This is a genomic window from Runella sp. R0.1_18 (assembly GCF_057652155.1).
The window spans coordinates 1-17,798 of record NZ_JBYFCK010000026.1; the positions used below are offsets into that span (position 1 = coordinate 1).

The 17,798-nt window shown below is 43.2% G+C and carries 6 protein-coding genes; all 6 read left to right on the top strand.

Annotated features, from left to right (window positions below):
- Window positions 1–1,709: hypothetical protein (locus tag AC23P2_RS27510; RefSeq protein ID WP_487776165.1), on the top strand; the 1,709-nt coding region annotated here is incomplete at its 5' end.
- 10 nt (window positions 1,710–1,719) lie between these two features.
- Window positions 1,720–8,133: a hypothetical protein gene (locus AC23P2_RS27515; protein WP_487776166.1), complete on the top strand. Its 6,414-nt coding sequence runs from the start codon at window positions 1,720–1,722 to the stop codon at window positions 8,131–8,133.
- On the top strand, window positions 8,130–10,187 hold the full coding sequence (locus AC23P2_RS27520) for a fibronectin type III domain-containing protein (protein WP_487776167.1): 2,058 nt from the start codon (window positions 8,130–8,132) through the stop codon (window positions 10,185–10,187). The genes AC23P2_RS27515 and AC23P2_RS27520 overlap by 4 nt, the downstream gene beginning before the upstream one ends.
- A 49-nt stretch (window positions 10,188–10,236) precedes the next feature.
- Window positions 10,237–14,229: a fibronectin type III domain-containing protein gene (locus tag AC23P2_RS27525; RefSeq protein WP_487776168.1), complete on the top strand. Its 3,993-nt coding sequence runs from the start codon at window positions 10,237–10,239 to the stop codon at window positions 14,227–14,229.
- 3 nt (window positions 14,230–14,232) lie between these two features.
- Window positions 14,233–14,700 carry a hypothetical protein gene (locus AC23P2_RS27530; protein ID WP_487776169.1) on the top strand — a complete coding sequence of 156 codons (468 nt, stop codon included), beginning with the start codon at window positions 14,233–14,235 and terminating at the stop codon, window positions 14,698–14,700.
- A 71-nt stretch (window positions 14,701–14,771) separates the two neighbouring features.
- Complete coding sequence (locus AC23P2_RS27535; protein WP_487776170.1) at window positions 14,772–17,723, top strand: sensor histidine kinase; 2,952 nt, start codon at window positions 14,772–14,774, stop codon at window positions 17,721–17,723.
- The last annotated feature ends 75 nt before the right edge of the window (window positions 17,724–17,798 follow it).

The following is a 17,798-nucleotide window of genomic DNA, read 5'->3' on the forward strand; positions in this document are numbered from 1 at the left end:
GCAACACTTCTCTAAGTTATCCACAGCTGCGCAAATTGCATCGGAATACCCTGCTCAATTACTATCGGAATACTCACTTAGGCTCGCTCAAGAATCAAAAAGCCCTAGAAATCAGAGGGAGTTTGGCCGCCAATGTACAGTTTTATCAGGCCAATGGTATCAACAATCGCCGCCAACCCTTCACATGGTACTTGACAGGTACGCCCGTCGTGAAGTGGTTTGGGATGACGTTCCCATTTACACTGGTGGTAAGCGAGCAGGAGCGTAGATTCTCTCAACCGTTCAATCAATACGGAGTGAGTCCTTATTATAAATCACTCAAACTCCATTTGGGATACCGAAATGTACGATTTTCGGATTACACCCTTGGGGGAGCCAATTTTTTGGGTGCAGGGGTTGAATATACCCCTAAAAACATTCGATTGGGGTTTGTATATGGGCAGTTTGCGCGGCCTGTAAATGAAGATGCGACGGGTCAAGATATTCGTTATCAGTACATTCGGCCAGTGTATCAGCGCATAGGATGGGCAGCAAAGGTGGGGGTTGGTTCACCAAAATCTTACGTAGATGTTAGCGTATTTAAAGCCAAAGATATCATCAGTTCAATCGCCGCGCCCTCACCGCAATCTAGGGTGTTACCCATGGAAAACCTTGCGGTGGGACTTAAAAACCACTTCGGCTTTTTTAAACAGAAATTAACATTTGACTTGGATGTGGGGGCTAGTTTACTGACTCGCAATTCACTCAAAGCAGACATTGAAAATCCCGAACCTTGGCAAAATAAATTGTTGGATATAGTGGCGGTAAACGCTAGTTCCAATTTTTTCACGGCGGGTACGGCAGCGATGGGTTGGAGGTTTAAAGAAGGAGCTATACGGGCAATATACCAGCGGGTAGATCCTGATTATCAGTCGCTAGGGGCGTATTATTTCCAAAACGATGTAGAACAGTTGACCATCGCACCCACCTTGCTACTTTTTAAAAATAAGCTAATTATCAACGGTTCCATAGGGCGCTCCCACGATAATTTGAATGGAAATAAGGGGGCGACTACCCATCGAAACGTGAGTTCGGTCAACCTCTCGATGAGTCCCATCAAACGCCTCACTGTTGGCCTTAATTATTCCAATTTTGGGGTAGGTCAAAGCCGAGGGTTGGGAGATTTTTTTAATGACTCGCTGGCCGTAAGTGTCGTTAATTCATCGTACAATGCCACGATTAACTATTCGCTTGGAAGTAAGATAAGTCAGCAATCATTTGGGATAACTGCTACGTACCAAAATACAAACGACCAAAATGCTTTTACGCGTCAATACACGGGAGCTTCGTCGATGATTGGAGTGGTGAATTATAGTTATTTTCTGCTGCCTAAGAAGCTGAATTCGACATTATCAGTAAGTTATGTGTCGATTGAGACGGGAGGGAGAGTGTTGATGACGGTTGGACCCGCGTTGACAGTTAGCAAAGAGTTAACCAAACTTAAACTCCGTGCTTCTCTAAATCATAATAGTCAGTTCAGAAAAACCAATGGCCAAGCTGATGGCTTTATGACCAACTCAGGTTTCAACTTATCGCACTTGTATAAAAAACAGAGTGTGTCACTAGGGGTTAATTATCTCTTTAACCAATTCGGAGTCCAACAAAACGCTTCAACGAATCGCAATTTTAGTGAAATCAGAAGTACTCTAAGCTATGGCATACGATTTTAACATAATACAAATGATGAAGAAGAAAGTCAAGCAATGGATTATCATTGCCTTTTTGATGATGCCAATCACTTTGTGGAGTCAGGCCGTCTCGATTACTTTTTCGGTTGCTACCCAACGCCCTCTTTCTCGCCTTGCTGAATTACAAGATTTGGCTAGTAGTGGGCAAATGATACTAACACTTACGAATTTAACATCGGTAAATCAGCCATTTCAGATTGAAGCGGAGATGTCGTCTCCTACAACAAGCTTTAAAATCGTTACCAATCCAAACGCCATTCCGTCAGGAGGGGTATTGGGACCCGCAGGAACCATAGCAGGTACAAAAACCTACACTGTCCAAGAACTTCAGGATTTATTTTATGAAGATAGCTTTATTACCAATGATGGCCAAACGCTTCGAGATTTCTTTCTAGGAAATCCAGATGGTCAAATTCCGTCGGGGAATTATCAACTTTGTGTGAGGTTACGCCCTGAAACGCTTAACCAACAAAACACCAATCTTCTTAGCAATATAGGTTGTGCAAATATCACCTTTCAGCAGTTTAACCCTCCGCTTATTAATAGCATTGGTAACCAGCCCTGTCCCTTCTGCAATGAAATTACCCCACTGCAAGATCCCAATATGCCGTTCCAAGTGGCCTTTACGCCTCCCGTATTTGAGCTGAACTCGGTGATTATTTCCAATTTTAGTTATACTTTATATATTGTCGAAATGCCAGATGGGGTTTTGGACCCAAATCAAGTTCAAGCTACGCTACAAGATCGAAACGATGGGAATTTTATCGTAAAGTCAAGTATTACGGGGACAGGTGCGCCTTTGCAGGTGGCCAATTTATTATCACAAGATTTTAGTAAGCCCATTGAAATTAGGCATCAGTATGCTATTTGGATAAGAGCATCGACTAATTCGGTGATAGATGCCTCGCTTCCCAATAATGGAAACAGTCAAGCAATTAGTTTTACGTACGGTGAGAACTCAACCAAACCCTACACCAGTTTCACTGCCAATGAAGAAGATCCCAGTTTGCCGTTTAATTGTTTGAATGGTAATTGTAATGAAATTCAACTACCAACGGGAGGGACACCAGCGACTTCGTTGGCGGTTGGAGATGAAGTGTATGTAGGGTGCTTCAAAGTAAAGATTACCCAAGCAACTAAAGAGGGAGACGGATTTAACGGAACAGGTTTGGTTAGAATACCTGTTTTTGCTGCTAAGTTTAAAGTAAGACTGGTTGGACTAAAAGTGAATAGATTTAGCAATAATGTGTTGGTAGCCATCGACGGTTTTGCTGAGGGTCTCAAAGATGAGTCATATCCAGAAAGCGGTCCCATTGCCGCCCTCTATAACGCTTTTCAAACGATTAAACCGCAAGTACTCCAAGCGACTGCTACCATCAAAAACGAGGTAAATCAGGCTGGTAATACCATAAATACAGCCGTAGATAACGTGGCTAATCAGGCTCAAACCGTGACAAATGTGGTAGAAAATGCGTCGGGTGGAGCAAGTCAGCTTCCTTTGCCTACCGATATTTCTAGAATACTCTACGGAGTTTCTGAGACTGCTGGAAATACTGGGCAAGCAGTCAGTGATGTTCAAACAGGGGTACAGCAGGCCGTATCAACGGCTAATCAGTACGCCAATGTTCTAGACGTATCGGCCAAACAAGCGGCCAATACAGCTCAAAGTGCTTTTGGAACGATACGGAACATTGACCGTACCCTCCAACAGCTAGCAAACGAAGATTTTGAAACAGGCTTGCCCATTGGATACAGCGGTAATGCAGGTAGTGAACCTATTCGCATTGGCATATTTGGTATGACGTTCACTCCACGGAAAGCTACAGCTACTCTTGTAGTAGAAACACCTTATATCGCTGGCATCAATAACCGACTCTATTTTGGCGCTTTGAATGTTTGTTTTTCTCCCAGGCAACTTTCGTTGGCTCAATCAACCTTTTACTTAGGAGGTGACTTGAGTTTCTCATTGCCCGATAATCATAAGCTTATTTTGAAAGGTTCTGGCAGTGATCAACCCAATGAGCAAGTAACCTATCTTACTTTAGATAATGGGAATTTTAAAACTATCAAAGTGTCGGGTGAAGTGAAGTTAGACACCACAACATTTATACCGAAAGCTCCAGCCAAAGGTGCCGTTACGATTGCGTTTAAAGGGGAAGCGGTGGATAATTTTGATAATCTGATTTTTACCTCTGATGTAACAACGCCGTTTACATTTAAAGATGCTCCTCAATGGGGTTTCTCATTAAACCAAGTTGCCCTCGATTTATCTACCCTCAAAAATCCAGAAGGGTGGGAGGCTATTCCCGCCGTCCTGAGAAATGGGGTTGCTTCAGAGGCAAGTTTGCAAAATACATGGACAGGCGTTTTTGTCAAAAAGGCGGTTGTCCAATTGCCCAGACAATTTAAAATAGGTAGCGGTACCCAGCCCCCTTCAGCCGAAATAAATGGCCTTTTGATTGGGTTTAAGGGAAGAGGTATTGCTTTTGATGCTCACGTCCGCAACATCATGACGATAGAAGGAGGGGGCAAATTGGCCAACTTTGGTGTATCGGCAGATACGTTGAATATGCAAATGATAGGTGGTGAGTTCACGGCCTTTAACCTAAACGGAAAACTGCATTTTAAACTTTTTGACAAAGGGAGTGCTTTTCCATTTCGTTTGGATATACTTGATCTTTTACGTCAACCTCCTACTGATATTCGAGATATTCCCGAGAAGGTGTCAGACGCCATTGATGACATACCTCCTATTGCGTTTAAGCTTACCTTACCCGAAAACGTCGATTTAAAAATAGAAAAACTCCATACAGTATTCACGTTGGGTGCAGGCTGTAGTATTGATTTTAATTCAGAAGGGCATAATGATGACCCCGATAAATTACTACTATTCAAATTAAATGGAAAGTTATCCATCATTGCAGAAGAAGACGGGATAAAGATGCCAGGTATTGGTTTTGAAAATTTCTATTTTGACGGTTCTAAAATTGTTACGGATAGCCTCAACGTTTCGTTTGCTAGTCCTCAGAAATTTGTGGGAGGTAGTGGGGCTTCCGACGATGATTCAAAAGCGGGAGGTTTTCCAATTTCAGTCGAAAAGTTTCGCCCTATTTTTGAGTTAGCTGCCGATGGCATTCGATTTGGGTTTGGCTTTGATGTAGTTCTCAATCTCAAAGAAGGAGCAGGCTTTGGCCTGACTACGGGGCTAGATTTAACAACCAAACTTAGTGCGGAGTTTGAGCCAATGCTTGATTTGGCCGTTGACTTTAAGAAAATATCCATTGATACCGATGTTTCGGTTTCACACATCAGCGGGTCACTTGAGTTCATTAAAAACGATGCAACGTTTGGAAATGGTTTTCGTGGATGTATCACCCTCGAAATGAAGATTCCCGCACCAATTATGGGCCAAGTTCAAGGAATGTTTGGTTCTGTAAGGGATAACGGCGAGGGTTTTCGTTATTTCTATATTGAAGGTTTTATCAAAGGTCTCAATATTTTGATTCCGCAGACACCCATTGCCATTGATGGTTTTGCGGGTGGTTTTTGGTATAATATGATGAAGGTTCCCAATGCTCCAAGTTTTGCCGCAAGGCTTAATCAAAGTACAGCCAATGGAGCGTGTTTGCCACCGCCTCTTATACCTAGCAAAGATACATTAGGGATAGGGTTAGGGGTAATGGTCAAAGAAGCGGCTTCACAAGGATATAGTCTCAACGGTGTAATGACGTTTGAGGCAGGGCTTACCACCAACCTTGCGCCAATTACATTTACGGTAGGAGGAGCGGTAAGGTTCTTAAAAATACCTGGGCCAGTACCAGAAAACGCTATAGCTATCTCGGATCCCATCAAATTGGCAGCGGATGTAAGTCTTACCTATGATTTTACTCAACATATCATAGCAGGGCAATGTAATGTGTATGTTAATGTCGGGAATGTCGTGAAAGGAACCGAAGGACCCGCTGATAGAGCTGGGCGCTTAGTAATGTATTTTGGGGGAGGTGAATGGTACGTTTATCTCGGCAATCCGTGGGGTAGTTCCAATCAAGGGCTGTATCACAGCGATTTGAGTGGAATGGGACGCTATGCACAAGTTTCCTTAATAGTTCCAGAGGTTGGAAATCTTCAATCAGGGGTGTATTTCTGTATGGGGACGTATGGTATTCGGCAAGTGACGGAATTACCACCACTAGATTTTCCCGAGTCGGTTAGGGCTTATTTAGCGAATCATCGTCCTGATTTTGACCCCCAAGCGTCGAGCGGTACAGGATTGGCTTTTGGGGCTTATTTAGGTGGGAATATTGGCGTTGAAACATCGGTAGTTACTGCATCTATCAATTTTGGGATGGGTTTTGACTTGGCGATGGTGCGTTACCTGACGCCACAATGTGGGCGTAGTGATGACAACTTCGGTATTAACAACTATTATGCTACTGGTCAAGTATATGGCTTTGCCAATGGGCAACTAATCATAGTTACTGATAGCGATTCGGTACGATTAGCTGCCATTTCATTGACGGCCGTAGCCACCTTTGGAGGGCCTAATCCTACTTGGGTGCAAGGACAATTACAATTAGATAAGGAGTCATTTACCATTGTGTTGAAAGCAGCCGCTGGAGTGGCTACTGGAGGTGTTTATACACTGGTTGATAACGGTGTAGAAGTAGCTGATAGAGCTTGGAATTGGGTAACTGGTTCTGACGAGGATGCCAAAGGAATTACCGATAGAATTGTAGATGAGGTAGCGCCGCAGGGGTTATTCATAGATTTTAAATTAGGAGAACCGTGTAGTATTGACAAAGCAGCATCGTTCAATGACCGAGAGAACTCCATGCCGATTATTGCGGCCATTAAGCCACAACTCAGTAGTGGAGAAAGCCTACCATCGTTAGAGCCTGTGCAGGCCATCACCGTGCTATATAATAAACCATTGAGTCAAAGTTGGACAATCAGAAAACCTGATGGGACTGTTCTGAGAAGAGTATGGTATGTCAAATCTGCCAAGGTAGTAAAAGGAAATGGGGAAGAAGTTCCAACACGTTTTGTGTCAGTTTCGTCAACAGAAGAAAACTACTGGCTTACTCCCAATTCTCCTTTGCCAGTAGGAGTAGTGCTAACATTTAGAATCGTGATGGGAGTTAAAGAAAAAATAGGGAATGGAACTTGGAAGGAAAAGCTTTCTTACCAAGATGGGGGCTCTACGGAATATAGCCAAGAGCAACGCTTCAAGATTGTACCTGTCAGCTACACGCTTAATGCGTCAGACATCAAATTTGCGTATCCTGCCGTAGATCAAAAATACTTTTTACAAAATCATGGCCAGAAGTTTGTCATTTTGAAAAAACAATTTCCTGAGCAGAAGACCTTGGCAGCTAGCGATTTGACTACTAAAATTTATAGTAATAATGAACTGATTGCGGAGGGGGTCTTTAAGTATAGAAACATCAATGAGGTAGAGGCGGCTATTGAGTACACAACCCCAAATTTACCAAATGATGCGGATATACGAATCGAGTTTTATGTACAACATCGAGTAGCTAATGCAAGCCAACCAGTTGGAAAAACCAACCAGCGGGAGTCAACAGTTGTTCAAAAACCTGAAACAAAAGGTATAGTAAACTCTATTACGACTGAGATAGCACAAATCTATCGTTTAACGTTTCATACCTCTCGATTCAACACCTTTGCGGATAAAATGGCGACGCTTAAACCATCACCGTGTTACCATCAAGGGCCTGATTCTTATGTGTTTACTAAAACTTTTGTATTGGACGAGGATTGGGATGATTTTGAAGTAGGAACAGAGCCAATTTATAAAAATCTCTACCGCGATGTATGGGTTGATAGGTGTATTTCGACGACAAAAGTGCCTCTGAATACCCCATGGCACAACCAAATGAAGTATATCCTCCAAACCGAATATAGTGCTGGGCAAGTTTCAAACGATCCTAGTTCTATTTTCAGAACTCAACCCTTGGATGTGGCATACTCTGGTGGTAAAATGTGGGTTACGTTTGATTACAACGAGTTTATTAGATATATGATTAGGCCAGAGAGACTTACTTCCCCTACTGCTGGAGATTATACGTTTACGTTTGACTATAAATACCCAGTTTTGGTTGACAATGTGGTTCAAAACAAGGGAGTCAGCAGTAATGCCACTGCGTCCACTGCTACCAATGTCCAACAGAATCAGTTAGCCAATCAGCCGATTTCGGTGTCACAGGCCAACAATGTACAAGGTTTACAATCAAACTATCGCACGGATGAACGTACTACCTATACAGCCCAGGTGCATTACGATGGGATGGATGCCATTGTGAAGAAGCAGCAAGAGGAGCAAAGCCAACTTGTGAGAAATGTAGTACGATTTAATAACAGTTTAAAACTTAAAACGACTCCATGAAAGCGTTATTATCGATCTTTTTGGGGCTTGGTATCGCTACCCAAGTTGTTGCACAGAAAGGTATTCGTACGTCCAAAACGTTTCCCAAAAGTAATCTTGCTGCCTGGAAACAATATCAAAACGATACGGTGAGGCTACGCTGGATGCCTATTGAGGCAACGCATTGGATTGATAATAACTCAATCGGCTATGTGATAGAACGAGCTGAAGTGATTAAAGGGAAAGCTCCTTTGTTTAAGCGATTAACTGTCCAGCCACTTCGACCAACGTTTTCTTCTCCAAATTCGGCAGAAGATAAGGCGGCCGTTAAAGTGATTAATGGAGACCCTGTTGCCACTTCTATTGATAACAAATTGGGTCAGTTAGAGGCTAGTCAGCTAATTATGAGACACCTCACGGCCAGTCTGATTGCGTTTAAATCATTTAAGACGGCGCAAAAAATGGGCCTTGGCTTTACAGATACTCATCTTGAAAAAGCCAAAACGTATGTATATCGTATTTATTCGGCTACTTCTGGTCTTCATGCTGAAAACAAGGTGGATACGGCTTATGTAGCCATTAACACCGCACGAAATACGACACAGAGACTCCCTCCCAATTTGCAAAAAGAAGAACATGAAAAAACTGTTTTGCTTACTTGGCCTGCCGCTTCCTATCTCAGCGACTTTGTGCTGTATCACATTGAAAAATCAGAAGATGGTAGAACATATAAGCGTATTTCTGATTTGCCTATTATGTACTCCAATAAAGAGTTAAAAGTAGCCTTTTTCAAGGATTCACTTGTTCAAAACTATCGCCCTTGTTTGTATAGACTGGTAGGCATCACTCCGTTTGGTAATTGGGTGACGAGTCCAATCTCCATCTTGGCGATGGGACGGGACCGAACACCCCCTAGCCAGCCACAAATAGAAGTGGCCAAACATCTTGGAGGGTCAAAGGTAGAAATCAAATGGAAAATGCCTGTAGCTGATACCGACTTAAAGGGTTTTTGGGTAAGCCGAGCTAAAAATGTGTCAAGTACTTACGAAAAGGTAGGGAGGTTTATACCAAAAGATTCTACGCGAGTAGTGGACTATAAAGCTGACCCAAACAGCGCTAACCATTATAAGGTGGTAGCAGTGGATACCGCTGGTAATGAGCGTGCTTCCTTCCCCGTCTATGTGGCTATGAATGATACTGTAGCACCCGCAGCACCAAAAGGTTTAATGGCTAAAGTAATCACAGATAAAGTCAATAAAGAGGGTGTGGTTACCCTTACCTGGAGACGTAATACTGAAATAGATGTACAAGGTTATTACGTATATTTTGCGAATGACCCAGACCACGAGTTTTCGCAGATTACTAAACGTATGGTAGCGGATACGGTACTCAAAGATACGATTACACTTCATTCATTGACAAAGAATGTTTACTACAAAGTCGTAGCCGTAGATAAACATTTCAATATCTCTGAATTTTCGACAGCAGCCCTTGCCAAACGTCCTGATATTATTAATCCAGTGGCTCCCCTGATAACAGAAGCTACTGTAAAAGAAGATAATACCGTGACGATTCGATGGCAGCGTAGCCCCAGCAACGATGTAACTGAATACCAACTTTACCGTCGAGAAGCTACCAAAGAATGGGTGAAAGTTAAAAGTTTTAAATCTCCCGAGGTCTTTGTAGATAAACTGCAAACCGATGCCATATTTGAATATGGCATCAAAGTAGTGGATGAAAGTGGGCTGATGTCGGAGTTGTCTATGGTAAAAACAGCCAAACGATTGCCCCGTAATTGGGTAGGCGAGACGCCTGTTTTGAAAGTGACGTATAATAAGGAGAGTAAGCAAAATCTTCTTACTTGGTTTTACCCACAGCGTACGTCGTACCGTATGGCTATTTATCGGGCTGAAGCCAAAAAAGGGTATCAATTGGTGGGCTTTGCTGATGCTAGTAAGGCACAATTTGTTGATAAACCGCTTCAACCTGATAGGTACAAGTATGTGCTTAAAGTTGTTTTTTCAGACGGTCAAGAAAGTCCGTTTAGTGTACCTGTAGAAGTGAAAATGTTGTAGTGGATTTTAAAAGAAGAAGAGACTTCTTAGAAAGTAAACATTAAATACCATGTCAAAGAAATTACTGTGGCTTTTAGTAAGCCTAATTATTTACGCCCAAAGCCTTGCCCAAGTAACCCCCACCGACTTTAAAGTCAACGAGACGACTACCTCTACGGTGAGTCTTGCATGGACGCATGATGGTAAAAACGTCGATAAGTTTCTAATCGAACGAAAACCACTGGACGCTACTACCTACACCAACGTAGGTGAGCCAAAAAGTACCGACAGGACTTTTGTTGACAGGAATTTGTCGCCCAATACCCAGTTTCAGTACCGAATCTATGCGGTGTTGAATGGGAAAAATGGCTCGCCCACGGCATTAATTACGGGCTGGACGCTCTCAACTGCCCCTACATTGAGTACGCCCGTAGTGGTTTCTGCTACGCAAATTAATGTGGCATGGATGAGTAATATAACCTCTGGACAATTTGAAATTCAGTATGCCAATAATGCCAATTTTACTAACGCAACTACCCTTCCCTCAACGAGTTCACGAAATTACTCTTTAACAGGGCTGTCACCCAATACGAACTATTACATTCGAGTTCGCGTGGGCAAACAGACGAGTCCAGTTGCTACCAATAACTCTGATTGGAGCGTTACCCAAGCCAAAACACAAGACCCAACGCCTGCTACTCCGTCAGGTTTAGCAATAAGTGGCAAGGCCGAAACCTCCATCGGAGTCTCGTGGAATGCCGTCAAAGAAGCGAATGCGTACCAACTGAGGTATGCCACTGATAAGACCTTTGTGAGAGGTGTCGAAACGATGGAGGTAAATGCTACGAGTGCGAAAATTGCGAACTTAGCCTCTGGGAACACCTATTACATTCAGGTACGCTCTACCGCAACGGTCAACAATACAACATACGCGTCTGGCTGGTCAGATGCAGTATCGGCTACTACTGATGTGACGTTGCCTGCGGCACCTACAGAACTCCAAATGCAAGTAAGTACGGATGGGACGCAAGTAACCCTCAATTGGAAGGATAACTCTAACAATGAAACAGGTTTTGATATAGAGTGGGGCGAAACCGGTACTTATGGAAAGGCGGCATCAGTAGGTAGTGGAGTAACCTCTTACCTAGTGACTGGGTGGGAAGCGTGCAAGGCTTTTTATGTCAGAGTAAGAGCCAAAAATGCTGGCGGTACTTCGGGTTGGATTGATACCAAAACAACGACGATTATTGCTGCCCCTACCGCTCCTCTAAATCTTTCGACGGGTACGATTACCGCTAATTCGATTGCGATAAATTGGCGAGATAATTCAACCAATGAATCTGAGTTTGAATTACAATACGATGAGAATAGTAATTTTTCCAGCCCTACGACTCAAAAATTGGGTATAGGCACGCAATCAAGTACGTTAAATAGCTTAAAAGCCAATACAACGTATTATTTTCGAGTTAGAGCGAACAATTGCGGCGGTTCTTCTAGTTGGATAGACAGTAAAGCTACCACGCTTGGACTACCTGCACAACCTTCTATTCCAAATATCAATGTGAGCGTCACGGGTACGGAAGCCAAAATTGACTGGCAAGATTTTTCATCAAACGAAACGGGATTTGAGATAGAATGGGGAGAAAGCCCAGCGTACGGAAAAAGTGCCTCAGTAGGGGCAAATGTGACCAGTTACACCATTTTTGGGTTGAGCCCATGTAAGGTTGTTTATGTACATGTTCGTTCGAAAAACGCCGCTGGAAACTCCAATTGGAGCGAAAATAAGGCAGAAACAAATCCGACTACCCCATCCAAACCCACGGGGTTACTAGCTTCGGCAACCAATACACTGGGAGAAATTAAGTTGAAATGGGATGATAACTCAACGAATGAAGAGGCGTTTGAACTTGAGTATGATGTAAAAGTTGACTTTAGTGCTCCACAATTAATCAAATTAGATGCTGGTACGACTACGACTGTATTAACTGGGCTAAAACAAAATACCGTTTATTATGTGAGAATAAGAACTAAAAACTGTAGAGGTGTATCAGATTGGGACGTAACTAATAATAAGACGTCGGGGCCGCCAACTGATCCAAGCAAATTGGTGATAACGTTCGTTGGCAGTAATCAAATTGATATGTCATGGACGGACAATGCAGATAATGAAACAAGCTATGAAATCGAGCGTAGCCTTGATAAAACGACTTTTACCAAAATTGACGAAATTAATGCCAACCTGACGAGTTATTCAAATAAAGGCTTGAGCGCTTCGACCCAGTACTACTACCGAGTTCGAGCCAAAAATGCCTTTGGAGCATCTGGTTATAGCAATATCATAGAACCCAAAACGTCGGCTTTGCCCGTGGTAGTTCCCAAGTCACCGAGTGAGTTGACGTTGACAGTAGTGAGCAGTAGTCAAATTGATTTGAAGTGGTTGGATAATTCGGACAACGAAACGGTTTTTGAAATTGAGCGGGGTTTGGACGGGGTTAGTTTTAGTAAAATTGGAGAAGTAGGTGCTAACGTGACGAGTTATTCCGACAAAGGCTTGAGCGCTTCGACGAAGTATTATTACCGAATACGGGCCAAGAACACGGCGGGCGTTTCTGACTACAGCCTGATGAAAGACGCAACGACGTCGGCTTTGCCCGTGTCAGTTCCCAAGTCCCCGAGTGATTTGACGTTGACGGTAGTGAGCAGTAGTCAAATAGATTTGAAGTGGTTGGATAATTCGGAGAACGAAACGGTTTTTGAAATTGAGCGGGGTCTGGACGGGGTTAGTTTTAGCAAAATTGGAGAAGTAGGTGCTAACGTGACGACTTATTCAGACAAAGGTTTAAGTGGCTCGACGAAGTATCATTACCGAATACGCGCCAAGAACACGGCGGGCGTTTCTGACTACAGCCCGATGAAAGATGCGACTACGTCGGCTGCACCTGTGGTAGTTCCCAAGTCCCCGAATGAATTGACGTTGACGGTAGTGAGCAGTAGCCAAATAGATTTGAAGTGGTTGGATAATTCGGAGAACGAAACGGTTTTTGAAATTGAGCGGGGTTTGGACGGGGTTAGTTTTAGTAAAATAGGGGAAGTAGGAGCCAACGTAACGAGTTATTCCGACAAAGGCTTGAGCGCTTCGACGAAGTATTATTACCGAATACGCGCCAAGAACACGGCGGGCGTTTCTGACTACAGCCCGATGAAAGATGCGACGACGTCGGCTTTGCCCGTGGTAGTTCCCAAGTCCCCGAATGAATTGACGTTGACGGTAGTGAGCAGTAGCCAAATAGATTTGAAGTGGTTGGATAATTCGGAGAACGAAACGGTTTTTGAAATTGAGCGGGGTTTGGACGGGGTTAGTTTTAGTAAAATTGGGGAAGTAGGAGCCAACGTGACGACTTATTCAGACAAAGGCTTGAGCGCATCGACGAAGTATGGGTACCGCGTTCGAGCGAAAAACACGGCAGGAGTATCGGGTTACAGCATTGCCCAAGATGCGGTTACGTTGGCCGTGCCTCAAAACGGCATTAATGCTCCGTCAAACCTAGCTGTAAAACAAACGCCAATGGCATTGACGCTTACTTGGTCGGATAACTCGCAAGACGAAACAGGGTTTGAAGTTTCTCGTTCTGTTAATAACGAAACAAGCTGGGAGGTAATTAAAGCAGACTTAGCGGCTAACACGACCGAATTTGTCGATAAAAATGTGCGCCCGACTTTTATGTATTATTACCGAGTACGAGGATTTAAAGGAGGGACTTTCTCAAATTACTCGTTGGTAGTTGGGGCAAATGGCCCTGTAATTACAGAAACGAATGTTTTACAAAATCTAACTGAAACATTGGTGTATCCGAATCCTGCCTCAGATGTAGTGTATATCATACCTCCCAATGGCACATCGGCAAAGTACCAACTTTTGACAGTTACTGGCAAAGTGGTGTCAAGTTCCATCGCAGAACAACAAACTCCCATTCGCCTGACAGGTTTAGAAACAGGAACGTATTTTCTGAAAATACACCAAAACGATGAAAAAGTGGTAACAATTAAATTGTTCAAACAATAGATTATGAAAGAGTTAAAGGTTTTGTTGAAAGCTATTGTATTTGTGGTAGGTGTTTTACTAGCTCCTGTCTCATGCCGTGTTCGTAACCTTGCGGATGTGACCAGTAACGCCCTTTTTTCGGGAAGTTTTGTGGCAAACGTCGTCAAAGAGGGTTCTGTGGTGGTTTACCGAAGAGGGACAACGGGAAATTATATCCCAGGATACTCAAAATTTCGGATTGAGTTTGTGGCGGGTTCAGGTAATAAAGTCCGATTCACTGAATACACAGGTGAAACGTTTGAGGGAATTTGGAGTTATTCAGAGGATAACTCTACCTTGTCCTTTCGACAATTAGTCCCTGTACCTTCATCAGGAAACAGCCTGATTTTTAAAGTAGAGAAAAAAGAAAGGAATGATTTCGTTTTAAGTAGTATTTCTCCAAACCCGAAGACGGGAAGTACACTGAATCAATACGCACTGATAAGTGAGTAAGGAAGAATATTTGCAAGATTCCAAAGAAATCCTAATTTTGGAATTCATTCGCTATCACTTCCTTACATCAATTGCGGGCTCTATTTTTACATCTTTGGAAAAGCTTTTTTGTACTAATCGGCTTAGGAATAAGTTTGGGTTGGGCGCAAAAAAAGTACCTTGTTTCTTTACTTGACGCCGACAAAGAGTACATTTCGGGCTCCATTTTTTGCCTTCATAAAGATAAAAAAGGCTTTGTTTGGATGGGAACGCCTGGAGGACTTTGCCGTTACGACGGGACTCAGATGCGCTTCATGGGTGATTCGGCCATTCGCGCGGTGGATTTGGTCAGAACTATTGTGGAAGACCCAAAAGGTAATTTTTGGCTGGGGATAAATAGGATTCCAAGTTTTTTTGAGCGGTATTCGACCGTCGCGTATTTCTTACGAACAACCGAACGCTTTGTTCACCTTAAAGAAAAAACCAAGGATGGATGGAGGCCGATGAAAGGGCAGCCTCTGGGACTGGTAGGGACCAGACTTTGGTGTATATCGCCTTCCAACCAACAGTTGTTTTATTTCGATGTAGTGACTCGGCGTAAAACCGTTGTGTTAACTCAAGTGCCTTTTTTTGAGGATAATGACTTCTACGATCATCAATCTATGTTTGATGGGAAACGTTACCTCTGGATTCACCTCTTGGAAGGTATTTTAAGGTTCGACACGCAGACATTTGAAAGCCGTTATATTTTCAGTAAACATCCGTTGAACAAACTGGGGAAACCCACCTTTTTTAGCCACTTTAAACTGACCGAAGAAGGGATTTATGCGGCAACCAAAGATTTTTCAGGAATGCTGATAAGTAATGATTTACGGGTCGTAAAACCGACGACAAAAACGCAGGAGTTTTTTGCGCCCCATCATTCAGTGGTGACTTTTCCGAAGGCAGTGTATCCTTACTATCCGCACTACAAAACTTTTGACGATGGGGTACAGTGGCTTTGGAACTTCAACTACGGCTATAAACTTAACCCGTTGATTCCCAAGTTTCAAAAAATTACTGCAAATACCCACGAAATCCCCATGAAGCTTTCAATTCGGGGCTTTTTGGTGCTCAATGACAGTCTGCTGAGGGTGAACCTGGACGATTATCAAGTGCTGCTGTACAATAAAAAAACGAATGAGTTGTTTCTTCCCAATCCGAATGACAAACTCAATAGCACAGGCGGACGAACCTTCCGAAGTATGGATGGAAAGGTTTGGATTATGGCAAAAAATAGGCTTTGTGTGTATGACCCCTCAAGGAAAATAATACGAACGTTTGTGAATCCTGACACGCTCCAACACGAATCTAAATTTGTCAACACCATTCGAGATATCTTTGAAGCAACTCCTACGACATTGGTGCTGAATACCGAATCGGGGATGTTTGTGTTTCATCGAAAAAGTCTTACTTATCAACGGATTCCTTTTTTTGGAAACAACGGACGCGTGTGCCTGCGCGACAAAGAAGGGCGGTTTTATGTGGGTTTTAATGGGAAATTACACATCGGCTATCTTCAAGGTACGGTTTGGCGGGCAGCTACTGCCCCGATTACAGGGGCGATTTTTCGCAATGGCTACGACGATGTAGTGCATAATCAGGTGCTAGGGGCAAGTGCAACGGGACTGTTTGTTATTTCTAAAGCTACGTGGAAAGTTACCAAATGGACTGCGAAGGAAGGGCTTGCCAGTGAGTATGTATATGATGTGTTGGCGGATAAAAAAGGACATTTTTGGATAAGTAGTGCGCGTGGAATGTCGAGGATAGACCCTTATCGTTCAAAAGTTGAAAATTTTAAGCTCACCGATGGATTGCAAAGCAATGATTTTAATTCACGGACTGCCTATCTTGCACCCGATGGGGAGATGTTTTTTGGTGGAAGTCAGGGTTTTAACCGCTTTTACCCTGAGGACATTTCAATGAATACTTATTTGAGTAAACCGTATTTGACGCAATTGACGGTCAAAGAAGCTCCCTACAAATTGCCCGTGGTTATCAGTGAAGCAACGTCCATCACGCTGCCTCCCGATAGCAATTCGTTTGCTATTCAGTACAGTGTTATCGATTATATTTCGGAAGGGGTCAATAGTTACAAGTTTCGGCTTTTGGGGTCGGATAGTACGTGGGTAAACGCCAATAAACAAACCATCGCACGCTTTATCCAAGTACCAGCAGGTAAGTACGTTTTTGAGTTAAAAGCAGCCAATAGTGATGGCGTCTGGAATCCGATTCCTACCCGACTCAAAATAGAGATTCGACCCTATTTTTGGCAAACGCATTGGTTCAAAGCCTTGCTATTTTTGGGAATGATGGTTGGCTTGTATTTCTTTGATAAATATCGTGTTCGGCAACTTTTGGCACAGCAACGAAAGGAAATAAAGCTAATGGTACAAACCCAAGAAATCGAACGAAACCGCTTTGCCAAGGAGGTTCACGATGGTATTGGTGCCAACCTAACCGCTCTCCGAATCATGGTGGGCTTGTTGGGAAATGTCGATATTGCGATTCTAAAAACGAAGTTGGAAAATGTGCTGGAAACGACCTTCGATGATTTGCGAGGACTAATCAATGATATGAGCCCCAGAAGTCTGAAAACCAAAGGATTGGTAGGGGTGTTGCGCGAGCGGGCTGCACTAATCAATCAAACGCAGAAGCTGTATGTAATTGTCAACGTGAGCCGTAAGTTTCCGAAATACTTGGCCGAGGAGTATGAGATGAACTTGTATCGGATTGCTCAGGAATTGCTCCAAAATACCCTTAAACACGCAAGTGCCACCGAGGTGACTTTCTACCTTGATTACAACAACAAAAACTTACTTTTAAACTATATCGACAACGGGCGGGGTTTTGATTTAGCGAAGATTAAACATACCAACGGGAACGGCATCGCCAATTTGTACGCGCGTGCGCAAATGCTCAACGGTACGATAGAGATGTATTCGGCAGCGGAGCAAGGAATAGAAGTAACTATCAAAATTCCTTACGATTTAGCCGTAGAATAATAGTTTTCTGATGTCAGTTTAGACCAAACTCATGGTTTTCCATGAGACAATATCATGGGAAACCATGATAAAGAG